This is a genomic window from Vibrio sp. 2092 (genome assembly GCF_033339635.1).
GTDB classification, from domain to species: domain Bacteria; phylum Pseudomonadota; class Gammaproteobacteria; order Enterobacterales; family Vibrionaceae; genus Vibrio; species Vibrio alginolyticus.
On sequence record NZ_JAWOUY010000008.1, the window covers coordinates 17,059 to 43,223 of the forward strand.

Annotated in this window: 23 protein-coding genes; 10 read left to right on the forward strand and 13 right to left on the reverse strand. The window is 45.4% G+C overall.

The features are described 5' to 3' along the window. Window positions 1-134: 134 nt before the first annotated feature. Window positions 135-542, reverse strand: a complete 408-nt coding sequence (gene rnk, locus R7P80_RS14855; RefSeq protein WP_005390213.1) for a nucleoside diphosphate kinase regulator — start codon at window positions 540-542, stop codon at window positions 135-137. 527 nt (window positions 543-1,069) lie between these two features. Here rnk and nirB point away from each other — a divergent pair. The 4 genes from nirB (at window position 1,070) to cobA (ending at window position 5,949) form a co-directional block, all read left to right on the forward strand. After that, window positions 1,070-3,634 carry a nitrite reductase large subunit NirB gene (nirB, locus tag R7P80_RS14860; RefSeq protein ID WP_025767737.1) on the forward strand — a complete coding sequence of 855 codons (2,565 nt, stop codon included), beginning with the start codon at window positions 1,070-1,072 and terminating at the stop codon, window positions 3,632-3,634. Between the two features lie 13 nt (window positions 3,635-3,647). Continuing rightward, window positions 3,648-3,971 carry a nitrite reductase small subunit NirD gene (gene nirD, locus R7P80_RS14865; RefSeq protein ID WP_025767738.1) on the forward strand — a complete coding sequence of 108 codons (324 nt, stop codon included), beginning with the start codon at window positions 3,648-3,650 and terminating at the stop codon, window positions 3,969-3,971. Between the two features lie 194 nt (window positions 3,972-4,165). Next, window positions 4,166-5,017, forward strand: coding sequence for a formate/nitrite transporter family protein (locus R7P80_RS14870; RefSeq protein ID WP_033907034.1), 852 nt, complete (start codon window positions 4,166-4,168; stop codon window positions 5,015-5,017). A gap of 173 nt (window positions 5,018-5,190) precedes the next feature. Beyond that, complete coding sequence (gene cobA / locus R7P80_RS14875) at window positions 5,191-5,949, forward strand: uroporphyrinogen-III C-methyltransferase (protein WP_167416015.1); 759 nt, start codon at window positions 5,191-5,193, stop codon at window positions 5,947-5,949. 16 nt (window positions 5,950-5,965) lie between these two features. On the opposite strand, the gene R7P80_RS14880 is transcribed toward cobA, so the two are convergent. Beyond that, complete coding sequence (locus R7P80_RS14880; RefSeq protein ID WP_005376058.1) at window positions 5,966-6,406, reverse strand: DUF4174 domain-containing protein; 441 nt, start codon at window positions 6,404-6,406, stop codon at window positions 5,966-5,968. A 119-nt stretch (window positions 6,407-6,525) separates the two neighbouring features. Here R7P80_RS14880 and R7P80_RS14885 point away from each other — a divergent pair, with 119 nt between their 5' ends. Beyond that, complete coding sequence (locus R7P80_RS14885) at window positions 6,526-7,014, forward strand: NYN domain-containing protein (RefSeq protein ID WP_005387978.1); 489 nt, start codon at window positions 6,526-6,528, stop codon at window positions 7,012-7,014. Window positions 7,015-7,101: 87 nt separating this feature from the next. On the opposite strand, the gene R7P80_RS14890 is transcribed toward R7P80_RS14885, so the two are convergent. Then, entirely contained in the window at window positions 7,102-8,433 is a 1,332-nt protein-coding gene (locus R7P80_RS14890; protein WP_005376060.1) for an anaerobic C4-dicarboxylate transporter, read from the reverse strand. A 419-nt stretch (window positions 8,434-8,852) separates the two neighbouring features. Between R7P80_RS14890 and R7P80_RS14895 the strand changes: the two genes are divergently transcribed. Together R7P80_RS14895 and R7P80_RS14900 are read left to right on the forward strand one after the other, a co-directional pair. Then, entirely contained in the window at window positions 8,853-9,590 is a 738-nt protein-coding gene (locus R7P80_RS14895) for a siderophore ferric iron reductase (protein WP_225492131.1), read from the forward strand. Between the two features lie 89 nt (window positions 9,591-9,679). Further along, window positions 9,680-11,851: a TonB-dependent receptor gene (locus tag R7P80_RS14900; protein ID WP_085569014.1), complete on the forward strand. Its 2,172-nt coding sequence runs from the start codon at window positions 9,680-9,682 to the stop codon at window positions 11,849-11,851. Between the two features lie 49 nt (window positions 11,852-11,900). Here the strand turns inward: R7P80_RS14900 and R7P80_RS14905 are convergent, their stop codons facing one another. Continuing rightward, window positions 11,901-12,092: a DUF2986 domain-containing protein gene (locus tag R7P80_RS14905; RefSeq protein WP_171342947.1), complete on the reverse strand. Its 192-nt coding sequence runs from the start codon at window positions 12,090-12,092 to the stop codon at window positions 11,901-11,903. 136 nt (window positions 12,093-12,228) lie between these two features. Between R7P80_RS14905 and R7P80_RS14910 the strand changes: the two genes are divergently transcribed. Further along, entirely contained in the window at window positions 12,229-12,738 is a 510-nt protein-coding gene (locus R7P80_RS14910) for a GNAT family N-acetyltransferase (RefSeq protein WP_054865303.1), read from the forward strand. Between the two features lie 14 nt (window positions 12,739-12,752). After that, window positions 12,753-13,142: a nitrous oxide-stimulated promoter family protein gene (locus R7P80_RS14915; RefSeq protein ID WP_005387988.1), complete on the forward strand. Its 390-nt coding sequence runs from the start codon at window positions 12,753-12,755 to the stop codon at window positions 13,140-13,142. Window positions 13,143-13,190: 48 nt separating this feature from the next. Here the strand turns inward: R7P80_RS14915 and R7P80_RS14920 are convergent, their stop codons facing one another. Together R7P80_RS14920 and trxC are read right to left on the reverse strand one after the other, a co-directional pair. Continuing rightward, a complete protein-coding gene (locus R7P80_RS14920; RefSeq protein WP_033907039.1) occupies window positions 13,191-14,351 on the reverse strand; it encodes an MFS transporter in 1,161 nt (386 codons plus the stop codon). A 176-nt stretch (window positions 14,352-14,527) separates the two neighbouring features. Further along, window positions 14,528-14,962 carry a thioredoxin TrxC gene (gene trxC / locus R7P80_RS14925; RefSeq protein WP_005376074.1) on the reverse strand — a complete coding sequence of 145 codons (435 nt, stop codon included), beginning with the start codon at window positions 14,960-14,962 and terminating at the stop codon, window positions 14,528-14,530. Between the two features lie 162 nt (window positions 14,963-15,124). Here trxC and R7P80_RS14930 point away from each other — a divergent pair, with 162 nt between their 5' ends. Then, complete coding sequence (locus tag R7P80_RS14930) at window positions 15,125-16,219, forward strand: ketoacyl-ACP synthase III (protein ID WP_086047382.1); 1,095 nt, start codon at window positions 15,125-15,127, stop codon at window positions 16,217-16,219. An 86-nt stretch (window positions 16,220-16,305) separates the two neighbouring features. On the opposite strand, the gene R7P80_RS14935 is transcribed toward R7P80_RS14930, so the two are convergent. The 7 genes from R7P80_RS14935 to uhpA all read right to left on the reverse strand — a co-directional run bounded on the left by R7P80_RS14935 (window position 16,306) and on the right by uhpA (window position 26,032). Continuing rightward, the gene (locus R7P80_RS14935) at window positions 16,306-17,631 is read right to left on the reverse strand and encodes a DUF1501 domain-containing protein (protein WP_225492129.1); all 1,326 of its coding nucleotides are present in this window, start codon (window positions 17,629-17,631) and stop codon (window positions 16,306-16,308) included. A 9-nt stretch (window positions 17,632-17,640) separates the two neighbouring features. Beyond that, the gene (locus R7P80_RS14940; RefSeq protein ID WP_213866327.1) at window positions 17,641-19,209 is read right to left on the reverse strand and encodes a DUF1800 family protein; all 1,569 of its coding nucleotides are present in this window, start codon (window positions 19,207-19,209) and stop codon (window positions 17,641-17,643) included. A gap of 407 nt (window positions 19,210-19,616) precedes the next feature. Beyond that, entirely contained in the window at window positions 19,617-20,879 is a 1,263-nt protein-coding gene (locus R7P80_RS14945) for a hydroxymethylglutaryl-CoA reductase (RefSeq protein WP_005376082.1), read from the reverse strand. 354 nt (window positions 20,880-21,233) lie between these two features. Then, window positions 21,234-22,451 (reverse strand): mannose-6-phosphate isomerase, class I, encoded by a 1,218-nt coding sequence (manA, locus tag R7P80_RS14950; protein WP_213895868.1) that lies wholly within the window; start codon window positions 22,449-22,451, stop codon window positions 21,234-21,236. Between the two features lie 123 nt (window positions 22,452-22,574). Then, window positions 22,575-23,915: an MFS transporter gene (locus tag R7P80_RS14955; RefSeq protein ID WP_225492127.1), complete on the reverse strand. Its 1,341-nt coding sequence runs from the start codon at window positions 23,913-23,915 to the stop codon at window positions 22,575-22,577. A gap of 6 nt (window positions 23,916-23,921) precedes the next feature. Continuing rightward, window positions 23,922-25,424: a signal transduction histidine-protein kinase/phosphatase UhpB gene (gene uhpB / locus R7P80_RS14960; RefSeq protein WP_213968373.1), complete on the reverse strand. Its 1,503-nt coding sequence runs from the start codon at window positions 25,422-25,424 to the stop codon at window positions 23,922-23,924. Then, window positions 25,424-26,032, reverse strand: coding sequence for a transcriptional regulator UhpA (gene uhpA, locus R7P80_RS14965; protein WP_005376090.1), 609 nt, complete (start codon window positions 26,030-26,032; stop codon window positions 25,424-25,426). The genes uhpB and uhpA overlap by 1 nt, the downstream gene beginning before the upstream one ends. Between the last annotated feature and the right edge of the window lie 133 nt (window positions 26,033-26,165).

Below are 26,165 nucleotides of genomic sequence, written 5' to 3' on the forward strand. Positions count from 1 at the left end.
ATAAAGAATCGGTGATGTTACTTAAGAGCAGTAAAGTAAATGCTTGGAAAACAAAGAAGGAAATAGGGGGTAAGCGAGGGGCTCTCCTGGTGCAAAGTCTTAAATGGAGGCCTTTGCACCGGGACTACTGAGGGTTAGCGGTTTAGTGCACCACAACGCTCAGGTTGGTATGTGATATCGACAATTTCAATTGTCTTCACTTGATTATTTGGCATTGGCCAGTCAAGTTTTTGGCCGACAGACAAACCGATCAGTGCGCTGCCTACGGGTGCAAAAATAGAGATATCATCACTGCTTTTCAGTTCAGAAGGGTAAACCAGTGTCTTTGTCATGGTTCTATCTTCACCTGAAAATTTAAACTCTACAGTCGAGTTCATCGTGACCACGTTATCTGGCATTTGTTCTGGCTCAAGAACTGTTGCTCGGTCGAGCTCTGCTTCTAATTCCACAAGCTCCGCTGCGATGTTTGGCATTTTATCCAACAAAGCCGTGATTCGGTTCATATCTAAGCTTGAGATGTAGATAGAATTGTTTTCTGACATTTTATGACTCCCAAATAAAAGGCCGCCTCACAAAAATGGGACGGCACTCTATATGTCAATTACGGTATCAATCATATGGACGCTATTCCATATGAACTAAACCTGATTTTAGTCTTTATAGTGCGACTTAGCTAGTAAAAAATTTTTGTTGTGAAGCTTGATTTTTCTAAATCTTTCAATCACTTCAGATATTGTTCTCTGATCACCTTGAAACGGTGAAGTCAAGTGAGTGCGTCGTTTAGAAGCAAAGCAGGATTTATCGTAGGTGTGCTCGGTTTCGATGGTCAGCCTAACTTCATAAAAGCAAAACGGTATAGTCCGTTGCTAGCATGGCTTCGGTTATCTCAGTTTGTTAAAACTACCAATATCCGTTAATAAATTACTTTTTATTTCGCAATAGTCAGATAAATACGTTCATCTACCCCTTTAGGGTAGTTTGAAATTGTAATTGATTTACATCATGTATTAATTTTCTTTCACAATTAACAATGAGCTCAGTGATAAGAACCTAACCCTTAGGAATTATAATGAGCAAGTTGAAGCTAGTAGTCATCGGTAACGGTATGGTAGGGCACCGTTATATTGAAGACTTAGTCGAGAAAGCTGATATGTCTAATATAGACATTACGGTTTTCTGTGAAGAACCTCGTGTCGCATACGACCGTGTGCACCTTTCCTCTTACTTTTCTCACCATACTGCAGATGAACTTTCTTTAGTAAAAGAAGGCTTCTACGAGAAACACGGTATTAACATGCTGATCGGCGAACGCGCGATTAACATCAACCGTGAAAACCGCATTGTTTACTCAAGCACTGGCCGTGAAGTTCAATACGACAAGCTGATTCTTGCTACTGGCTCATTCCCATTTGTTCCACCTATCAAAGGTCACGAAAGCAAAGACTGTTTTGTTTACCGTACTATCGAAGATCTTAAAGCGATCGAAGCGTGTGCGAAGAAGAGCAAATCAGGCGTTGTTGTCGGTGGTGGTCTGCTAGGCCTTGAAGCAGCAGGCGCACTGAAAGCACTGGGTGTAGAAACGCACGTTGTTGAGTTCGCGCCAAAACTAATGGCTGAGCAACTTGACCTGGCTGGTGGTAACCAGCTTCGTCAAAAGATCGAGCGTATGGGCGTGAACGTTCACACCAGCAAAAATACGCTTGAGATTGCGCCAGAAGGCACAAACGCACGCAACGTTATGCGTTTTGCTGACGGTTCAGAACTAGAAACAGACTTCATCGTATTCTCTGCAGGTATTCGTCCACAAGACAAACTAGCACGCCAAATGGAGCTAGAAGTGGCACCTCGTGGCGGTGTTGCTATCAACGATCATTGTCAGACTTCTGATGAGAACATCTACGCGATTGGTGAGTGTGCGTCTTGGAACGAAATGTTCTACGGCCTTGTTGCTCCTGGCTACAAGATGGCGACAGTTGCCGTTGATCACCTACTAGGTAACACAGAAAGCAAATTCGAAGGCGCTGACATGTCTGCGAAGCTGAAACTTCTAGGTGTAAAAGTAGGTTCAATCGGTGACGCGAACGGTCGTACTGAAGGTTGTAAGAGTTACGTTTACCAGAACGAAGAACAAGAAGTCTACAAACGTCTTATCGTTTCTAAAGACAACAAGAAACTGCTTGGCGCGGTTATGGTTGGCGATACGTCTGACTACGGCGACCTGCTTCAACTTATGTTGAACGAAATCGACCTACCAGAACACCCAGATGCGTTGATCCTTCCTGCACACGCAGGCGCTGAGAAACCAGCACTAGGTGCAGATGCTCTACCAGAAAGTGCAGTGATCTGCTCTTGTTTCGACGTAACCAAAGGCAAGATCGCACAAGCGGTTGCTGATGGTCACCACACATTGGGCGACATCAAAGCCGTGACGGGCGCGGGTACAGGCTGTGGTGGTTGTATTCCTCTAGTGACGTCTGTTCTAAATGCTGAGCTTGCTAAATCTGGTATCGAAGTGAAGAACGACGTGTGTGAGCACTTTGCATACTCACGCCAAGAGCTGTTCCACCTAATCCGTATTGAAGAGATCAAAACGTTTGATGAGCTTCTAGAGAAATACGGTAAAGGTTACGGCTGTGAAGTTTGTAAACCACTGGCTGGTTCTATCTTGGCTTCTTGCTGGGGTGAGCACATCCTTAAGCCACAACTGGTTAAGCTGCACGACACGAACGATAACTTCCTAGGTAACATCCAAAAAGACGGTACTTACTCTGTTATCCCACGTATGGCGGGTGGTGAAGTAACACCTCAAGCACTGAGTGCACTAGCGAACGTTGCAGCAGAATACAACCTATACACCAAAGTAACCGGTGCTCAACGTATTGGTCTGTTTGGTGCTCAAAAAGACGATCTTCCAGAGATCTGGCGCAAGCTTATCGACGCTGGTTTCGAAACAGGTCAAGCGTACGCAAAAGCACTTCGTATGGCGAAGACATGTGTGGGCTCTACTTGGTGTCGTTACGGTGTTCAAGACTCTGTTGGTCTAGGTTCTTACATCGAGAACCGTTACAAAGGCATTCGTACACCTCATAAGATGAAGTTCGGTGTTTCTGGCTGTACTCGTGAGTGTGCGGAAGCACAAGGTAAAGACCTTGGCATTATCGCGACTGATGCAGGTTGGAACATGTACGTATGTGGTAACGGTGGTATGAAGCCTCGTCACGCAGACCTACTTGCAAGTGACCTAGATAAAGAAACGCTGATTAAGTACATCGACCGCTTCATGATGTTCTACATCCGTACTGCTGCGCCACTACAACGCACATCAGTTTGGATGGAAAACATGGAAGGTGGCGTTGACTACCTACGCGAAGTGATTGTTGAAGACAAACTTGGCATCAACGCTCAACTAGAAGCAGACGTAGCGAAGCTTGTAGACGAGTATGAGTGTGAGTGGACTGCGACCATCAACGACGAATCACAACTGACTCGTTTCGCGCACTTCATCAACTCTGACAAGCGCGATGAAAACGTCGTGTTTGTACAAGAGCGCGAACAGCACCGCCCAGCAACCTTCACGGAAAAGCACCCTGAAGCGAAAGGCGACATCCTACACGTAGCGATCACTGAAGCATAAGGGAAGGTTGATTATGTCATTTGAAAAGATTTGCCAAATCAGCGATATCGTACCGGGCACGGGTGTTTGTGCTTTGGTTGATGGTCAGCAAGTTGCGGTATTCCGCCCAACAAAAGCAGAAGAAGTGCTGGCGATCAGCAACACAGACCCGTTCTTCCAATCAAACGTGCTTTCTCGCGGTTTGATCTGTGAGCACCAAGGCGAGCTTTGGGTGGCTAGCCCACTTAAGAAGCAACGCTTTAACCTGACAACAGGTGCGTGCATGGAAGACGAGCGTTTTAGCGTGAAAGCGTACAAAACCCGCGTAACAAGCGGCGAAGTAGAAATCTCTGCGTAAGCTTGGTTTTCATTCCCTCCTCTTAGGGGAGGGAATGAACTGAAACCTAGATTCAATAGACAAAGGCTTTCCAAGCATCATCTCAGGGGAACAGGGAAGCGAGGTGTTGTAGACAGCGTTCAGGTGTCAACGGGAAGCCTTTCTCTATTCAATCTTTAACTTTTTAACTTTCAATTTTGGATAAGGACACATTCATGTCTACTGATTTTAAGCCTGCAGAATTCGTGCAAACCATGATCAATGTTGGTGAAGCGAAAACCAATACAAGCACGCGAGACCTTCTGCTTCGCGGTACGATGGCTGGCGTTATTCTTTCGCTTGCGGTGGTGGTTGCTATTACCGCGATTGTACAAACGGGTATCGGTCTTGTAGGAGCACTTGTTTTCCCCGTTGGTTTCGTAATTCTAAGTGTGATGGGGTATGACCTAGTAACCGGTGTTTTTGGTCTAGCGCCTCTGGCTAAGTTTGCTAACCGTCCGGGCATCACTTGGGGTCGTATCTTCCGTTGTTGGGGTCTTGTAGGCTTGGGTAACCTTATCGGTTCTCTGATCGTTGCTTACCTAGTGGCTATCTCTCTAACAGGTAACTTCTCTCTAGAACTGAACGCAGTAGCGAAGAAATTTGTGGCTGTTTCTACCGCGCGTAGCCTTGGTTTTGAAAACATGGGTATGGACGGATGGATCACGTGTTTCGTACGCGGCATCTTCTGTAACCTAATGGTATGTCTAGGCGTTATCGGCAACATGACAGCACGTTCAGTATCTGGTCGCGTAGCAATGATGTGGTTCCCAATCTTCATCTTCTTCGCTCTAGTATTCGAGCACACAGTAGTAAACATGTTCCTATTCCCACTAGGTATGATTCTAGGTGCGGATTTTGGTATCGCGACTTGGTTGAACTTCAACCTTATCCCAACCATCCTAGGTAACATTGTTGGTGGTCTAGTAATGACTTGTATTCCACTGTACCTAACTCACGCAAAAACAGCGCCTTCTATCAACGTAGTTGAAGAAGAAGTAAAAACAGAGCCTGCAATCGCAAAATAAACCGCTTTTATCTGGCCCTACCTATGGTAGGTAGGGCTGTTCAACTCATTTAACTTTCGATAAGTATTGTATTGATTTAGCTATAAAAAGTAATAACTCCTTGGAGTGATTTTAACCTTGAGTTAATGACTTGAGTGTTACTTTTTATGTCCAAATTTTCGATAGGCGTTGATATGACAACTGTTAACTCATCTTTAAACAGCGGCTTTGTTTCTCTTGTTGGTGCAGGTCCTGGTGACCCTGATTTACTCACAGTAAAAGGCTTAAAAGCCATTCAAGCGGCTGAAGTTGTGGTGTACGACCGATTGGTATCAAAAGAGATTCTTGAGTTGGCGCATGCATCAGCAGAGATGATTTATGTTGGGAAAAAGCTCGATTTTCACTGCGTGCCTCAAGATCAAATCAACCAAATCTTGGTGCAAAAAGCGCAAGAAGGTAAACGCGTTGTACGTCTAAAAGGCGGCGATTCATTTATCTTTGGTCGTGGCGGTGAAGAGCTAGAAGAGCTAGCAGAATTCGGCATCAAATACGAAGTGGTTCCGGGTATCACAGCTGCTGCGGGTGCAACGGCTTACGCAGGTATTCCATTAACGCATCGTGACCACGCGCAAAGCGTTCAGTTCATTACTGGTCACGTACAAAAAGATGGCCGTGAGATTGAATGGCATTCACTAGCGCAATCCAACAACACACTTGTGTTCTATATGGGGTTGAAGCAAAGCGGCCATATTATGGATAAGCTGATCACTCATGGGTTAGATCCTGAGATGTCATGCGCCATTATTGAAAACGGTACGCGCCCAGAGCAGCGCGTGTTCCAAGGAAATTTGAACGAGCTATCGATCATGGCAGAGCAAGCCGTGAGCCCAGCATTGATTGTGGTTGGCAGCGTGACTCAACTTCACAACAAGTTGGATTGGTTCGCAACGTAATACTGCCCAGAAGTGACTATATTTTACAGGGGCTTTGTTGCCTCTGCATTTCTTGCTTACGCATAGGCATTTGATCAATGAGGTTGTTGATAAACGGCCAGTCTGTTTCTGCGCCCCAGCGGTGTTTTTCTAGACCATCTTTACCAAGCAAAATAGCGGTATGAGAGCCTTTTTCGACCTCATAAAGACGAGCTAGCATTTTTAGGTCGAACTCTTCTTTAAGCCAAGCAGGAAAAGTATAACCTTGTTCTGTAATGACCAGCGTGACGACATCTCTGTCTTCCAACTCACACTCATTCATAAGTGTTTCTAGCAAGAATTGTTTGACGTATTCATCATTTTCTGGCGCAAAGTAGAGCACACTTCTATGTGGCCAGTATTTGGAGTGCGCTGGATAACCAAATGCTGTCGATGACAAGATACAAGAAAGCAGTATCACTAGTAACTTTCCACCCATGACAGTTCCCCTAGAAACCCAAATAACTTTTTATACGTTAAGTTTAGTGGAATTGGCTCATTGTGCTTTTTCCAAAACTGGCATAGGGTAGGCAGCAAATAAATTGAGCGTAGAAATAGATGAGTTCGGAAAGCAAACAAAAAATCGCCATTTTGGTTGATGTACAGAATGTGTATTACACCTGTCGCGAAGCGTATCGAAGCAATTTTGATTACAACCAGTTTTGGTATGTTGCCACACAAGGGAAAGAGGTGGTAAGTGCTCGTGCTTATGCTATTGCGAGCAATGATCCCAAGCAACGTCAGTTCCACCATATTCTTCGTGGTGTTGGATTTGAGGTGATGCTTAAACCCTACATCCAGCGTCGTGATGGCAGCTCGAAAGGCGATTGGGATGTGGGTATTACTCTCGATGCAATTGAAATTGCTCCCGAAGTTGAGGAAGTGATTCTAGTTTCGGGAGATGGAGACTTTAGTCTGCTAGTAGAGAGAATTCAGCAGCGCTTCAATAAAACGGTGACCGTTTATGGTGTACCTAAACTTACATCTCAAACTCTGATTGATTGTGCCGACAATTTTGTCGCGATTGATGACGATTTCTTGCTGTAGTTAATAGTGCAATAAAGAAAGGCGAGTCACTCAGGCTATACGAAAACGTACAATGACTCGCCTCTAATTTATCGTTGATTTGGCTAGTTACGAAGGAATGATCATTTGCCCTAGCAAGTAACCCAAGCAACACGCACCAATCACGCCGATTAAGCCCACAGACATGAATGAGTGGTTGAAGTACCACTTACCAATCTTAGTTGTGCCCGAGGTATCGAAGTTCACAGTCGCGATATCTGAAGGGTAGTTTGGAATAAAGAAGTAGCCGTATACCGCTGGCATCAAGCCGATAAGCAGCGCAGGTTCCAAACCTAAGCCGAGACCAACAGGCAGCATCATGCGAGCCGTTGCAGCTTGAGAGTTCACCACAACCGACACAATGAATAACGCAAGCGCGAATGTCCAAGGATAGTTGGTTACCATCTCAACGATGCCGGATTTAAATTGAGGCATAGCGTACTGGAAGTAGGTATCTGACATCCATGCAATACCGAAGATAGCAATCGCCGCCACCATACCAGATTTAAATACCACCCCATTTGGTACGTCACGCGGGTCAGTTTTGGTCGCAAGCAAAATGATACCGCCGAAGCAGAGCATCATCATTTGAATCACAACTGCCATGCTGATTGGCTTCGAGCCATCTACGATGGTACGAATGTCTGGCCACATCGCGATAACGACGATAACCAAGATCGATGCAATGAACAGCAATACAGAGTTACGAGCACTTGTTGGTAGTACTTCATCAAGAGACGTTGCAGTTGTGTTGAGGATTTTTTCTCTCCACACAGGATCTTTCAAACGCTCTTGGTATTCTTCATCGTCGTCTAGCTCTTTACCACGCTTTAGGCTGTAAAGTGACATCAACAACGTACCGAATAGCGTTGCAGGTACAGTAACGAGCAGAATTGAGAGCAGAGTGATCTCGTGTTGAATGTCGGAGAGTTGCGCCAAGTAGTAAACCACTGCTGCTGAAATTGGCGAGGCTGTGATTGCGATTTGAGAGGCGACAGAAGCGGCAGCCATAGGACGCTCTGGACGAATGCCGTTTTTAAGCGCAACGTCGCCAATGATTGGCATGATAGAGTAAACCGCGTGGCCAGTACCAAGCAGGAAGGTCATAAAGTAAGTCACGAAAGGAGCAATAAGGGTGACGCGTTTTGGGTTCTTACGAAGCACACGCTCGGCAACTTGCAGCATGTATTTCAAACCGCCAGCGGCTTCAAGAATGGAAGCACATGTTACCACCGCTAAAATGATCAACATAACGGTGACAGGAGGAGAGGTTGGCGGCATCTTAAAGATGAAGACTTCAATCACCAAGCCAATTCCGGATACGACCCCAAGGCCTATACCACCATAACGTGAGCCGATATACAGCATCACGAGCAAAAATAGAAACTCAAGATACAACATGTGGATTTCCTTATTTAAAACAGAGGGCTACATAGCCAAATTACCTCTTTGTATTGTCTCGATATTCAGAAAGAAAATACTTCATGTTGTTCACAATCCGCTGGATAAGAAACAGCAATATTCAATTATTGGCAATAACTCACGCTACACAGGGAAACTGTTAACACAGTTTTATCAGGGTGTTTTTATGCTGTGTATTTTTGCGATCATGTGAGCGTTAAATGCGAAGAGGTTTAAGAGTTTGTTGCTATTCATCGCATACGTAACCAGACCTTACAGCTTCACAGAACTCGGAAATACATTCATAACTAACCCTAAGAGTGCTTCTTTGTTATGAAAACGCAAAGGATAATAGTTTGCATTGCGATTGGTGCTTGGGTATAAAGGTGTCAGAATGACTACACCAACAATAAGCCATCATGTCTGAGCAATTTTTCCCGCAACTGTTTCAAACTTCGAGTGAGATTACACCTTACCTACACGGTGATATCGGCGAGATAGGGCAAGAAGCTATCCATATCGAGAATGATATCAACCCGATCATCCAAGGCCTTTACCAGCAAATCTCGGAGGCTCATCCGGAAGCGGGAAAAGCATATTGGTTGACAAGAACGTGGGATTTACTTTGTTGGCAGCCAGTTTATGTCGCATTCATCTCTATTTACGGTTACCACACGTTGCCAAACATTCGCGAGATAGCGCAGCACCTCAAACCTTGTTTTGTTTCTGGGTACCGATTCGCCGACGAAGCGCATATACATGGCGAGCCAGAGGCGTTGATAAAAGAGGCGGGGCGTCAAATCCGAGAACTGTTCGACTTCTATCAACAAGAGATGAGTCAATGGACACGCATTCGTCCTGGCTTCACCCATCAATTGATGTCGGACGGAATCATGGCTTGTTTAATTCGTCTCCAACAGCGCTTTCCGCAAATGACTAACTCGACACTTCAGGAGCATGCGGTCTTGTGGCTAAGCGCAATGGGTTTGGATGTTGATAATAGCCGCTCACTTCATGAGACGGAATCTGATCAGCCGCTAAAGTTAGTAAGAAAAAGTTGTTGTTTAGTCTATAAGTGTGAAGGCAGAAAGCTTTGTGCAGATTGTCCTCGTTTAGAGGAAAATCGACAGCTTATCAGCAAGAAGGTTCTTAATTAACATTTATTTAACTTGTGTAACAGTGCTCGATTTGAGAGTGAGAATAAGTATCATTGCATACTCTTGTTGACAACAAAAAGATAAATACAATGATGAAAAGGACGTTTTCTTTCAATCTCATCGTACTTGCGATGAGCAGTGGATACGCAGTTAGCTCAATAGCAGCAGAAGATCTTCAACAAACATCGACTCCGAGCGATGAGCAATTGGTTGTTGTAGGCAGTGTGATGCCGAAATCGATCTCCGATATTCCAGGAACGGTTTGGTTTGTTGGCCAAGAAGAGATTGCTCAGCAATATCGTGCGGGCAAGACACTGGGTGATATTCTTTCTGCCACCATCCCTTCTTTAGACGTCGGCACCGGTGGTCGAACTAACTATGGTCAGAACCTTCGCGGTAGAGCAATGTTGGTAATGATTGATGGTGTCTCGTTACAGTCTTCTCGCCCGATTAGTCGTCAGTTAGACGCAATAGACCCATTCAACATCGAGCGAATTGAAGTACTATCTGGTGCAACCTCCATTTATGGTGCAGGCGCTACTGGTGGTGTTATTAACATTATCACCAAGAAAGCGTACTCGGATGACTTGTCGTTTGAATCCTACATGAGTGGCACTACAGGTTTTAACAGCAGCGATGACTTTGATTACAAACTCGCTCAGTCTATCTCGGGTGGTAATGAGCGAATTACCGCTAGAGGTTCGGTTGTGTACACCGAGACACAAGGTGCATTTGACGCAAATGGCGACATTGTCACCCCAGACATTTCACAGGGCTCCTTGCAGTATAATTCAACGCTCGATGTTATGGGATCGACCGAGATTCAAATCTCCGATGCCAGCAAGTTAAACTTTGTCGCACAATACTATGACAGCCAGCAAGATTCGCCATACGGTTTGTACATTGTTAACAATAAATTTGTTGATGTACGAGAGGGGTTCGATTCCGACCGTGAACATGGTACAGAGCGAGTTCTCTTAAGTGCGAACTACGCTCACGACAGCGTATTCGGTCATCAACTGATAGGCGAGTTATCTTACCGTAGTGAAGACCAAACCTTTACTCCTTATTACCAAAGTGCCTCTCAACAAAAAACAGAAGTTTTTGCTGGGCGCTTAGCGTTAGCTAAAAGCTGGGAGTCATTCAAACTTGTTTATGGTGTCGATGCGTACTTAGACCGTTTTGAAAGTAACCAGGCTCTGTTCGATCCAACCATTGCGAACAGCTCTGGGAACTTAATTAATCGAACCTATGCCGAAGTGGGGCGTTACCCAGATGTTGATGTGGCGTCTTACGCAATGTTTGTCCAAGGGGATTACCAAATCAATCAAGATTGGTCAGTACAAGCAGGCTACCGCTACCAATACATGGACAATAAGATTGATGATTTTGTTGCCTATAGTATACAAAAGAAGATCGCATCGGGTAATGGTGTATCAGCGGATGCGGTACCAGGTGGCAGCACTGACTACTCTGTGAGCTTATTTAATTTGGGCACCATTTATCAGCTTAACGATGAATCTCAGCTTTGGGCGAACTTCTCTCAAGGTTTCGAACTCGCTGATCCTGCAAAGTACTACGGCCAAGGTAGCTACGATGCCGCGGATGCAAATGGTCACTACGCGTTGAACAATAGCATTAATGTATCTGACTCAAAAATGTCGGGCATCAAAACGGACAGCTATGAAATTGGTTACCGATTAGATACGGATACTGTCGCACTGCAAGCGGCGGGTTACTACTCGGTGTCGGATAACTCAATCAAGTATGACAAGAAGACGCTCCTAATCACCAATGTTGATGACGAGCAACGTGTATACGGTGCCGAAGCAAACATTAACTACTGGGTAAACCGTGATATTTTGTTAGGTGCATCAGGTCACTATGTGGTTTCTGAGCTGAAAACCAACGGTAAGTGGGAAGATCTAAGCGCGGGTAAAGCAAGTACATCAAAAGCGAACGCGTGGGCGGCTTACTATCAGGATGGCTATTCAGTACGTTTACAAAGCCAGACGATGTTTGATTACGAAGATGACGCAAACAATAAACTAGATGGATACACTACGTTTGATCTTCTTGGTAACGTAACACTACCTATCGGGCAGTTAGGTTTTGGTATTCAAAACCTATTTGACGAAGACTACACAACCGCTTGGGGACAACGTGCGCAGATTCTTTATGCAGCACACTACGATGCAGCAGCGTACGACTACAAAGGAAGAGGTCGCACATTCACACTGAACTACAGTGTCGAATACTAAAGCTAACTATCTCCGAATATCAAAAAAGCCGCTTGAAGCGGCTTTTCTTTTAGGCTTGATCTGTCTTCGCTGTGTCTACAACGTTTTCCGTGTGTTCTGAAGCTTGGTTTTGTTCTTCAGCTTCCATTTTCGCGCGTTCAGCTTTGGAGATATAACGCGGCTTATTGCTCTTATGTAGCTTAGCGTTATGCTTCTTCTGCTTCGCTTTCAAGATCTGATTGATTTTCTTCTTGCGGTTCATGGTGGTGGTCCTTTAATTTAGCGAGGCAGGATAGTTACTTTTTTATCAAGTTACAACTAAATAAGCGCCGGTATCGGTCGCAAAATTCAAGTACGTTCCTATGTCCAATCATCTATCGCGTTTTAATGGAGCCCAAATGAAAACACTGTACACCGAACGTTTGATACTGCGTCTTGTGAGTGTAGATGATGCACCATTTATACTAGAACTTTATAACCACCCAGACTTCTACCGTTTTGTCGGAGACAAACAAATTCGTACTGAATATGAAGCGGCGCGTTACATAAAAGAAAACATGCTACGCATGCAACAAATTAAAGGCGTGAGTTTACTCGTTGTAGAGAAGAAAGAAGATGGGCAACCCATCGGGATTTGTGGGTTGGTTAAACGTGACACATTACAACACTATGATCTCGGATATGGATTTTTACCTTCCGCTTATGGCTTCGGCTACGGAACGGAGTCTGCAACCGCAGTGCTGGAATACGCTAGAGAGGAAATGAAACTCGATAATTTGGTTGCCATCACCAATAATGACAATATTCGTAGTATAAGTTTGCTCAAAAAACTGGGCTTTGAGTTTGAACGAGTTGAGCAGCAATATGATAATGGCCGCACGTTAGAACTTTACACAATGATGTTGTGATTTTTGGATAGCGCATGAGCGATATTTTACTTGGCAAACTCGCCACTGAATTTAAGACAGTAAAAGCCATGGTAGAGGTTTACTGTCATGACCATCATGGAACAAAACGTGACTTATGCTCAGAATGTCGTGAGCTGCTTGAATACGCAGAAGTGCGCCTCGACCGCTGTCCTTATGGAGAGAATAAACCGACGTGTAATAAATGTCCGATTCACTGCTACAAACCAGAGCCGAAAGAACAAATGCGTTTGGTCATGCGTTACTCTGGCCCCAGAATGTTACTGAAACATCCCATCTTGGCGGTTCGTCATTTGCTTCATGAAAAGCGCATGGTACCGGAAAAGCCTGCAGCGAACGCGTCAAACCGTCACAAGCGTTTATCTAAACAAAAATGCGAAGAATAAAAAACGAGGGCGACATGCCCTCGTTTTCGTTGAATAGAAGCGGCGTGGTTAGAGGCCAGCGGCCATACGCTGCTTGGTTTTGCTCGCAGCAAGTAGCATGTATACGCCAGTCGCAACCAAAGCGGCAAACAAGTAGCCTAGCAAGCCGTGTTCTTGGCCCATGAATTTATCAGCGACAACAGGACCAGCAACAGAGCCGATGCTGTAGCTAAACAGCATGACTTGTGTCGCAGAGACAATAAAGCGTTCATCAAGTCCTTCGCAACCTAAGTTGATTGCAATCGGGTACAAGGCAAAAGTAGCTGCACCTAAAAAGAATAATGCAGCAGCCAATACCACGGCTGACGAGGAAATAAAGGTCATACCGATCGAAAAAATACCCAAAATACAGAAAAACGCCATTAGCACTGTGCGGCTCATGTATTTGTTTAACGCGGTCACCATTGGTTGAACTAGCATGCCACCTAGAATCACTAGCGCCATCAATGTACCAATGTCTTGATGGCTAATTTTACGGTTAGTTAACTCAACTGGCATTAATCCGTAGATCGCACCTAAGGTCAAACCTGAAACAACACAACCAATAATTGCTGCATGGTTTAGTTTGGCAATTTGCTTAAATGATAAAGCGGTTGATTCATGGCTGTTTGGCTGCTCACACTCAATGAACATTAGCACCAGCATCGCCATTAGGATCAACGTCGTGATCGCAATAAACGGAACGCCGCCACTTACGCCAAGCACGCCAATACCAAACTGGCCTAATGCTGAACCACCATAAAGCGATAGCATGTACAAGCTCAAACGTTTCGCACGCGATGCTTCGTCTCCAGACATTAGCCAAGACTCAACAATGACAAAAACACCAGCAACCGCGATACCCGCAATAAAGCGAGCGGCAAGCCACATCAATCCGTTAGCAAACACGGGTAGTGTGACGATAGTTAGCGAAAATACGGCCAAGCAACCAATAAACGCGTTACGGTGACCAACTTGACGTACGATACGTTCAATAAAAATAGCACCGGTTAATAAGCCGCCATAAAACACACTCGCCAACCAACTCGCGTAATCTGCTGAGATGTTGTATTCACCGAGCATGAGAGGGATCAAGCTCATTAAATAGCCCGAAGCCACCGCATAAAGAGACAGTGCGACGACTGGAACTGTAACTCGTGGTGATGCTGCAGGAACGACTGTGTTTTCCACTGTTTTGCGCCTATAAGTTAAATGAAATCTAAGGGTTATTCGGCGCGAATATGAGGCTAATAGTTAGGCAAGTAAAATGATAAATTTAAGTCGTTTCGACAAATAATATTTGTTAACTAGATAGGTTGATAAGTTGCATAAAAACGCCAACCTACAAACAAGGTTGGCGTGGAAGATTATTTAGTAAGTGCTTGATTTAACCATTGATCGAATTGAGTTTTAGGTAACGCACCATTGATCATATCAACGCGTTGACCATTCTTGAAAACCATAATGGTAGGAATACTGCGAATACCAAATTGCGCCGCAAGTTGTTGTTGAGCTTCGGTATCAATCTTAACAAAACGAGCTGTTCCGGCTTGCTCATGAGCAACATCAGAGAAAACAGGAGCAAAACCAACGCACGGGTTGCACCATGGGGCCCAAAAATCTACTACAACAGGCATATCACTTTGTAATAGAGCAGAAAAGTTATCTTGTGTACCTTCGATAGGCGAGCCGTCTAAAAGTGCACTTTTACATTTACCGCAAGTTGCAGATTCGGCAACGCGCTCATTAGGGACACGATTTAGACCGCCGCACGAAGGGCAGCGAGTTTTAAACGATGACATGACTTCTTCCTTTATTACGTATTGATGAAAACATGACTTACCAGTCAGCCTCATTATTTGTATACTTATTTTTTAACCTGCCGAAATAACGCAGCGCAGGTTTGTATTTGAGCCTAAGGTTCTAAGAAATTTTATTAAAATACAACAATAAATAGGTCTGCGATGACAAATTACTACGCTGAAATTACAGGTTGGGGGAAATGTGTTCCGCCAGCCGTGCTCTCTAACGATGATCTTAGCACTTTCCTCGATACTTCCGATGAGTGGATTCGTACCCGCACTGGTATCGAAAACCGCCGTATTAGTCATGTAAACACGTCAGACATGGCGACCGTTGCTGCTAAACATGCATTAGCTCGAGCAGGCGTCGATGCAACAGACGTGGATTTAATCATTGTGGCGACTTGTTCACCAGATTCATTGATTCCAAATATCGCGTCTAAGGTACAGCAGAACCTAGGTATTCGTGCTGCCGCTGCCTTTGACTTAAATGCCGCATGTACGGGATTTGTCTATGGCCTAGAAACGGGCACACGTTTGATTCAATCAGGTAACTATCGTAACGCGATCATTATTGGTGCGGAAAGATTGTCTTTCTACATCGATTGGGCAATGCGAGATACCGCTGTTCTATTTGGTGATGGTGCGGGCGCCGTTGTGTTATCAAGAACGGAAAAAGAAACGGGTTTACTACAGTCTCAAATCGGTTGTGACGCAAAAGGCCGCGATATTCTGTCCGTACCAAAGTTTGGTACTTGTATGGATCGCTTTGCGGAAGACAACGGTTACTGGGATTTCAACTTTGTAGGACAAGAAATTTTCAAACGTGCAGTAAAAGGCATGGGGCTAGCTGCGAAAACCGTACTGAAAGCATCACAGTTAACGACGGAACAAATCGATGTTGTGATTCCGCATCAAGCGAATATTCGTATTATTCAAACCTTGTGTGACCTGTCTGGAATTCCACACGACAAAGCGTTTGTTAACATTCAAAACTATGGCAATACTTCAGCTGCGACGGTGCCAATTGCATTGTGTGAAGCGGTAGAGCAAGGTCGAGTTAACCCTGGTGATAACATGCTTCTTGCTGCGTTTGGTGCAGGTTTGACATGGGGGGCGGCAGTATTGAAATGGGGTGACCGTGTAACGCCAATTTCTGAGAGTGATGCTGCATTACCTGAATGTAAGCAATCGGCACTTGAGTTGTTAGAGCGCGCAATTAAGCTGTGCAACGAACGCCGTCGAGACGAGGTGTAACGGACACTCTGCAAACATAAGATGGGTAAGGGAGCGCGAGGCTCCCTTATTTAATGATGCGTTCTACAGCTAACCTGTAAAATATCTTACGACATAAAACCCAGGTTTGAATGAGTAAAATTACGGATGTTCGGGAACACGTATTCCAGTGCAGCGTTATCACTCACGCCCATCCACTGCGCTAGTGTTGAACCAACTTGATCAGCGGCAATTTTGGGTATGAGTCGGCCTTGAGAGTAATCATCGTTTCCGCCCAGTATTAGTTCCGGCCATGTACCGATAGGTTGTTTCCCATTTACCGCGCCTCCAATTAATAGTTGATGGCCACCCCAGCCATGATCGGTACCATTTCCGTTGCTCATCATCCGTCGACCGAAGTCAGACATAGTGAAGGAGGTGACTTGCTTGTTTAGCCCTAACCGTTCGACCGCACGATACATTGCTAAAAGGTTTGTCGCGAGATCCTCAAGTAACACTGGATGACGTGCCAGTTGCGAATCGTGTAGGTCATACCCAGAGTGTTTAACGAAAAAGACTTGTCGTTGCTGCTTCAGGACATCTTGGCTTGCTATCAATTTGTACACGGTTTGCATCTGCTTGCCGAGCGTCGACGACGTAAACAGCGGCTCGTCAGCAATGTGGTTGAGTTGCTCGCTCAGTACACTGCTCATTACCATCGACTCATCAACCATCAAATTAAAATGACCATTAAATGGATTGTCAGTTTGATGAGAGAGAAGGCGATCATAGATACCTTTGTATAAAGGGTTATCAATCGCGGTAAGCTGAACCGCGCGATCTTTTTTCAGGACGGTTTGGCGGTGTTCCATTGCCCGTAACCAAAGCGAGTTGCCATGCACACTGTATAGCGGTGTTATTTCTGATTCAGAGTTTAATACATCCAACATTCTGCCAGCCCAACCAAGATTTTTAGACTCGCTCATTCCACCAAGTAACCAAGCGTCTGTTTGAGAATTATGAGAAAACAGTTGCTCGGGAAGTGATGCTTCACCTTGCTCAATAGCTTGTTTGGTGACGGGATGGTTGAGAATGCCACTATTGAGCACGATGCTGGCATCGCCTTGTTCGAAAACGGAAGTTAACGCATTTAACTTTGGGTGTAAGCCGAGCTTCACTGGGTGATTTGAGCTATCGACAGCACTCAAATTGATAGGGAGTATGTCTTCTTTGGCGACAGAGAGTGGGCCTCTGACTTTGGAATATTGATGATAGTGCGCCTCCGATAATGGCAGTATGGTGTTGAATGCGTCGTTTCCGCCTGCTAAATACACACATATTAATGCTCGAAAGTCATTGGATGGCGCTGTGAGAGAATAACCTGGCAGACTAAGAGAGGCTAGTGCGCCCATCGATAGCGTGCTTTGTATAAAATGTCGTCGTGAAATATCCATAATTCACTCCTAATCCTGAATATAGAATTCGTCGCCAGAAATGGCGGTAAATATCACTAGAGCGAGTTTTGTTGTTGGCACATAGTCCCCACGATAATCATTCAGGGCGGTGAGCATGAGCTCTTTCAATTCAGCAGAAGCCGTTCCAGCAAAGAAACGCTCGTTAACCAATTCGACTAAGGCACGGTGATCGTCCAGAAGAAGATAAAACTCGTTAAGATCGAAGTGGTAGGAATCACCACCTCCTCTACGAGTGCTGGTTAACATATAGTTGACCAAATCGGTATAAACAGACCAATTGAGAAGTTCATACTCTGGCGAGTTAATACCAGACTCCGTAAACTCGTTAGACGGCTGATAGTCTGGAGAGTAAAAATTAAACACGGAAGGAGAACGAAGCGGCCCTTGATTAGCGATGTTCATCATCGTTGTTGCGTCTTCGTAACGTGATCCTTTAACCGTAAAACCTGATGCTCGATGAAAATTAGTCAGGACCAGTATCGGTTCTTTCACTTTTATAGGCGGGGTATCCGTCATCCCTAATGCTTCAGGGTCGAGCAATATGGCTCGAACAACGGCGGTTAGATCGCCTTTTTCTCCTTCCCCATTGTTGTTAAATATCGTAGCAACTCGCGCGACGTACTCTGGGCTTGGATTTGAACTGACCAAACGTTGGATAAGTAACTTTGAAACAAATGGAGCAACATTTGGGTGAGACATCAACATATCAATCACTTTTGAAAGCTCTTCTTGTGCGGTTAGACCCGATGGGATCACGTTCCCTAGAAATCGCTTCTCGCCGGTGTCGTGTCTTTGACTGATAACTCGCATCGGTTTCACGAATGCGATGTCGGAATTTTTCCATCCAGTTAATGCTCGCGCGAGCTCTTGAATATCAGTTTGATTGTACGTGGGGATAGGTTTGCCTGTTGCGTGGTTTAGCTTTTTACTGCCATCTAAATTGAGTTCATACAAACCGATAGTGAATAACTGCATTAACTCTCGAGCAAAGTTCTCATCGGGAAGCGTTCCTGTCGTACTATTTTCTTTTGCACTACCGAGCATAGACAAATAGCTCCCCATGACTGGATGGATGGAAACGTCATACAACAGGTCTCGGTAGTTGCCAAACGCATGCTCAACCAACAGATCGTAGTAATTCACTAACCCTGTAGGTTTGCTGGAAAGAACGCCGCCATAACGAGAAACGACTACGATCTGACTCAATGCATAAGCCGTTCGCTGTCTGAGCTGATCTTCAGCAGTAACAACAATTTGATACCAAGCATTTTCTCGGTTTGACTGTAGGCCTTTAGAAAAAGGCGTTTGATAAAGTGGTTGATGGTAGGTTGCTGGCAGGTTGATTTGTTTCTGTATCCAGTCCTCTAACCCGTTTTCCCTAACCTCATTAATTAACGCAGGTGTTGGTCCAAAAGAGGTTTGATAGAGAAAACGCGCAACGGTTTGATCGGATGGGGATTGCTGTATTTGTGCTGATACATTAGACACATGGCTCAGCAATAAGATAGCCAATCCTAGTACCCAAGCAGAGATTTTATTTAGCTTCTGACGTCTCATAGTTAACTCGCTTACCCGAAGTAACGATTTAAGTCCATTTAACGGGAGTTATTAAGCTCTTTTGAGCTGTTTAGTAAATTTATGAAAATCAAGCAGCTGCATAGGCGAGTATAGTAGCTATAAGTGGTGAACAAAAAACTCAAACGATGAATTTGGTACTATAGTGCTAGAAGTTTTTGATGCTATTTTTTCTAAGATACTGATATTAAATATGGCCAGTGAAGAGTAATAAGCAGAGATATCGCAATGGATATAGAAGGGGGACAGCTAAAGTACTGTTAACAAGAGATTGGTATGTTTGTTAAGGCTTAAGTTAGTTTCAAAAAATTATTGAGCGAATAAATAAAGTCCATTGGTTTGCACAAGAGAAAACCACACGGATGTTCTCTTGTACAAAGCAACAAAGGTTATTTTCGGGCAAGCTTATGGTGAGCACGAGAGAAGTGATCGGCACAAAATGCGCCCACAATCGAGAGTTCGCCAGCTAGACAAAGCGAAGCTGCGACTTCGGCTAACGCTTTCGCATTGCCGTTGCCGTGCAAACCCAAAATATCCAAACATGCTTTTTGCGTTGGAAGGCCAGTACCACCGCCAACCGTTCCCACCATGATGTTTGGCAAGGTCACGCACGCGTACAAGTTGCCTTGAGCGTCCACATCCATACGAGTGATTCCAATGGCAGACTCTGCAACGCAAGCGGCATCTTGACCACAAGCAATGTACAGCGCGGCAAGCGCGTTTGCGTAATGCGCGTTGACGCCAATTGTCCCGCTGAGTAAACCGCCCACTGTGGTCATTTTGCCAAATTGAACCATAGACTCCGGCGTCGTATGCAGATATTTTTCCACCAACTCAGCAGGAATGGTCACTTCGGCGGATACTTTCTTACCGCGTACCGAGCGCAGTGTGTGTGCGTTTGGTTTTTTGTCGCCTGATAAGTTGCCATCCAAGAATGCTTGAGTTGGTTTGATTGGGCTGGTCGCCAAAATATGATGGAACACTTCGTTTGTTGCGATGGTCACCATGTTTTGTCCGGAAGCGTCACCAGTCACGTATTCAAAGACCAAATAAACATGGTTTCCTTCGATATTTACATTGATGTCTTTGAGTTTGCCATGTGAGGTGGTGGATTCCGCAATTTGACGAAATACGTCAAACTGGGTCACAACCCAACTGACGAACTGGCCGGCGTCAGCAAGGTGATTAAAGGCGAATACTGGTGTTCGGCTCACCCCTTCACTTAGTAACAATGCGCTCGCGCCACCAGCGGCGGTGATAAGATTTGCGCCACGGTTGTAGGAAGCGACTAACGCGGCTTCTGTCGTTGCGAGCGGAACCAAAAAGTCATCGTTCGCATACAAACCGTTGACGCGTAAAGGACCTGCGATGCCGACCGGCACATTGACAGTACCAATGAAGTGCTCGATGTTGTTGGAGTAAGCGTCGCAATGTGACTGTGTGAAAGGATCAAGAAGATGATCTTTATTGGTCACGTGTTCCAATACTTGCCAACGGCGCGCCAAATGCTTATCCGATAGGCCAGGGCTTAAGCAGAGACGTTTCTCTGGCTTGTGAAACTTCGGTTCTAATGCCGATTGAATCTTACTGCTGGTTTCGATATCGGAAAGGGCGGAGCTTTGAACAGGGTTATCTTGGTTTAACTTCGGCATACAAACGTTAACTGAAAAATCGAACCAGAGATTGTAGTGATTGGGGCTTTGATTACAACGTTGATTATACGTTTTGCAACAAATACCACTGTGCAAGCGCCTTTATTATCCAAGTGATTTTATATTGGAGCGGCGAATTTACCGGAAATAAATGGGTTTTGACAATGAATGTTGCAGTGAATAGAGGAATCTATGGTTCTCAGAAAACTTAGATGGTTTAGACCGCAGCGGCTTTGAGTCGACAAGGTGTAAGCATGAGTGCCTTAAGAGCGGAATGGTTCAATCTATGAAAGGAATAAATTGTCTAACCCAGTCCCTTGGGTCAGACGCTAGCTTGAATTTGTTATTCAGAAGTTAGTTAAATGCGCGAGCCACACGTCCCGCACTTTTAGTACGGTAATGGCCAACGTAAGCAGGAACAAATACAGATTGTCCTTTCGCGGCGGTTAACGTCTCACCGTTATCACTGATGAGTGTCAGGTCGGCATCAATCGCCATCAAAATCTCTGCGCTGTTTGCCTCAACCACTTCATTGTTCGGTTGGTTAAGAATGCTGAAACTAAAGTCTGCCACTGGGACCGGATAAAGGCTTTGGCAACCATTGGCATTGGGTTTAAGAACAAGGCTGTTAAACGGCTTAGGCACAAAATCTGTGCATTTAACCAGTTCTTCAACATCCATGTGTTTCGGCGTGAGTCCTGCACGCAAAACATTATCTGAGTTCGCCATGATCTCTAATCCCGTTCCTTTAATGTAAGCGTGTGGCGTTCTTGCGCTCAGGAACATCGCTTCGCCAGGTTGCAGCGTGATGACATTCAACAGTAATGGCGCAAACAAGCCGACATCGCCGGGGTATTGAGTGGATAGATCCAAGATGAGCTGGAAAACGTCGTTGTCAGTGCCTTGCTCTGATTGACGTGAAGCGTGGGCAAGAAGCTGTTTCAGTGCTCGCTCTTTTGTTTCGCCTTCCATGGTCAGAATGTGCACAAAGAAATCTCGCAAACCTTGTGAGTTGATTTCGCGTTTGAATGCATCTAATGGCGCGCGTAGCTCATCGATATCGCAAAGGCCAAATGCCTCAATAATCTCGTCATACGAACGAAAACCGTTCATGGCTTGGTAACTTGTCAGCGCGTACACCAACTCAGGTTTATGGTTTGGATCCTTGTAGTTACGATGGCTTGCGTTTAGTGGGATCCCGGCACTTTGTTCTTTTTCGAAGCCTATTTCGGCATCTTGTTTGCTTGGGTGAACTTGAATCGACAGTGCATGTTCGGCCGCTAAGATTTTAAACAGAAAGGGCAGGTCGCCAAATTTTGCTGCGGTTTCTGATGATAAATAAGCGGGTTGGTTTTGTTTGATCAGTTCAGACAAAGGCAGCGTGTTTTGCTCAACCTGAACTTCAGAGCAGCCGTTTGGGTGAGTACCCATCCATACTTCTGCTTGAGGCTCATTCGTTTCGTTAGAAAAGCCAAACAAATCGTGAATAGAAGAGGTGCTTCCCCAAGCGTAGTTTTGGATTTTGTTGTTCATTTGAAAGAAGCTATGCGATGAAATAGTGTTCAAATTCATGAATTTTTCCCATAGTTAACCCTCCGAACTGAATCGGAAGAAAAATTGAGCAGAGATACGTTAAATAAGGAGGGCGAGCGCGGTTAGGTCACTCGCCAATTTGCCCGAGGGCGATAAGTCGATTTACAACCGAGGTTTTGGTTCGAGTGGTTTTCGTGAAGGTTGCGCTTGCAAAAATGGCAGCAACAAAAGGCCAATGACGGCTGCACAAACTGAAATGGTGATGAAGAAACCTGTCCAATGATATTCTTCAAGAATTAATGCCAGTGGATAGCCAGACAATGCAGCGCCCATGTAGGCGAACAAGCCGACGAATCCTGTTGCCGCGCCGGCAGAATCTTTGTGAGAGCACTCCGCCGCCGCCATACCGATAAGCATTTGTGGCCCAAAGACAAAGAAGCCGATGGAGAACAATCCCGCCGCTTGGAATGCAAAGTTAGTCAGAGGCATCAGCCAAAGCGCGGAGACAGATAAGAAAATCCCAATAGCGAACAGCAAGTTCATTGGCCCACGGTTACCGCCAAAGAGTTTGTCTGAGCCCCAACCCGCAACCAATGAACCAACAAAACCGCCGATTTCAAACATCGACAGAGCAGTGTTGGCGTTAATCAGGCTATAGTGATGCTGCTCGGTCAAGTACAGGTTTCCCCAGTCATTGATTGCGGTTCGGACGATGTAAACCAACACATAACTGAACGCGAGTAGCCAGATGTATTTGTTGTTAAATACGTACGATTTCAGAATTTCGCGGTAGGTGAGGCCACGTCCGTAATTTTCTTGTGCAAGTTCTAGCGCGTCGTTGCGCCATTGTCCGACACTTGGTAAACCCATTGTTGTGGGTTTGTCGCGCAATCGCCAACAAACGAATAGACCGAGCAATACCCCGATGATGCCGGGTAGAATAAAACCTTCACGCCAGCTGTAGTGCAACGTCAAATAGCCCACCAAAATAGGGATCAGCGCGCCACCAACGTTGTGTGCGGTGTTCCAAATCGCCCATAAGAAGCCACGCTCGGAACGTGAATACCAAGTGGTTAACAGCTTGGAGCATGAAGGCCAGCCCCAGCCTTGGAACCACGCGTTTAAGATCCACAGAGTAATGAAAGCCGCGAGTGAGCTAGAAAAACCGAACGCGATATTGACCAGACCTGTCGCAATCAATCCTAATCCCATGAAATAACGAGGGTTAGAGCGATCCGAAATCGTGCCAGAAATAAACTTCGAGCAGCCGTAGGTGATGTAGAAAAGTGTACCGATAAGACCCAAATCGCCTTTATCTAAGCCAAGGTCGGTGATCATCGCTGGTGCGGCGTAGTTAAAGGTCTTACGGGTAAAGTAGAAACCTGCGTAGCCGATGTACATCCCCAACATAATGTGCAAACGCCAATGGCGGTAACGCTGGTCGATTTGCTCGTTGCTTAGACTCGGTTGAGTAAATTTAGGTGAACGTAAAAATCCAAACATCTTGAGTTACACCTTAGGTAAAGTAATGCTGATTTGTGTGCCAGTCACTTGATCGCTGGTGGAGTAGATAACCATTTTTCCACCTAACGCGTGCACACGCTCTTGCATGCCGCGAACGCCCATGCCTTTCATACTCTCCTGAACTTTGAAACCGACACCATCATCTTGAATCATCAATGACATCGCCGTTTCTCCAATTGTCAGTTCAATATTGATCAACTGCGCTCCTGCGTACTTGGCGGCGTTATTCAATGACTCTTGGCATAAACGGAATAGGGTGACTTTGAGCGTGTCACTCAAGTTGGTGTAATCGCCTTGCCAGTTCAGTTGAACAGTCGTTCCGTGATTGGCAAATTCCATCTCTCGCGTCAGTTGCTCGACGGATTCTTTCAAGTCCAAATCATCCAGCATTTTTGGTCTTAGCTTGCTTAACAGTCGCTTAGTGGTGTCGTACACGTTGAGGGAAAGCCCTTCGATCATGTCGGCGCAACCCACGCGTGTTTCTGTGTTATTTACCCGCTTAATGATGTTGGCTTGTGTGCGGATTGCCGTGATGTTCTGGCCGATTTCGTCATGTAGCTCGCGCGCAATATCGCGTCTTACCGATTCTTCCGCTTTGATAAGCTGGCGAGACAAATTCTGATTGCGTGCAAGTTCGCCGCGCAGTTTGTGATTGAGGTCTTTTTGTTTCTGAACCCCTAAGCCGAGCATAATGCCGGTGATGGTTTGCGCCGAGAGAGATAATAACAAATCGGTGATTTCTAGATTTGATACGCCGCTGCGAGCCGCAATCAGAGCAATGCTGTTGAGCATGGTGGCGAGCAGGGCTCCTTGCCAGCCGTAACGAAGTGCCAACACGATGATTGGGATAGCCATACAAAATGGCGCAAATCGTTTTAGCTCTTCAGGTAAACTGGTTTGCACCAAAATACTGCCGATCAAAAGCAGCGCATAAAGCACGATATGACGCACCTGAAATACAACGGCATTACTAAGTAGGAGAGAGCTAAGCGGAGACCAACGACTTTGGAACAAATAGCTCCACAACAGGTAGCACATAGGCACCACGAGCAAGCCTCCAGAAATGCTAGCCAGCCATACCATGTAAACAGAAGGCACGTGAAATCCGACCGCCATTACGTTGATGAAGGCGGTAATGATGATCACAATGCCCATGACGGCTAAGTGGCGGTTTTGGTCACCGTAGTAGTATTTTTTCGCAATCAGAGTGACCGGGATACTGGCAATGCTCGCAATCAGCACGGTAAGCCACTGCGGTTGACCCAGTAAGATCGCAAGTGCGATGGAAAGCCCCCACTCTGAAAGATAAATCGTTGGCCAATAAGCGGTGCGAGTGTGTAGGGCGACACCTAATCGTAAAGCGAAAGGAAACAATAAGATCGCCAGCTCGGGATCATTGACAAAGTAATAGGCAATCACCCATAAGCAGAACCAGGCGCAAGCCATAACAAAAAGTCCGCAAATGGTGGTAACAGCATAAGCTCGCATTAAAAGGACTCTTGAGAAAATAGTTTGGCGAGCTCAACGTTGTTTTTCACGCCGAGTTTGTCGATGGCATTCGCACGATGAACATGCACAGTCTTGTGGCTCAAGCCAAGCTCTGCCGCGACAGACTTTACATCCAACCCAGTGGCAAGTAGCTGACATACCTCGTTTTCACGTTTTGTCAGTTGGCATAGAGAGGTGGTGTTGTCGCTAGGCGTTGCAAGTTTAAGTGCAATATCTGATGTGAGGTAACAGCCGCCAGAAGCACTGGTTCTCACGGCTTGAATAAGTTCGTCTGGGCTACAGCGTTTACTAAGATAGCCTTTTGCACCTAGCTTTAGTGATTTTTCCACCATCGCAGGGGAGTCATGCACGCTAAGCATCACGCAGGCAATGCCAGTTGGTATTTCGCTGAGAAAGTTTAAGCCGCTTTCATCTGGCATGGAAATATCTAGGATGACGACGTGTGGGTGTACCGCAGGCAACCCTTTTCGCGCTTCGGCGACAGAGCCGAATTCACCGACAACGGTAATATCACTTTCTAAATTTAATAATTGTGCGAAACCTGAACGCACGATGACGTGATCATCAACTAGAGCAACATGAATCATTATTACAACCAAATAGAGCAGACGACTAACAACAATAAGCTCCAACAGGAGCCAATAGAAAAACCTTTAATGATACTGAATTGATCAACTCATTTTAATGATCTTGCGCGCTTTACCGAAGTAAAGCGCGCAG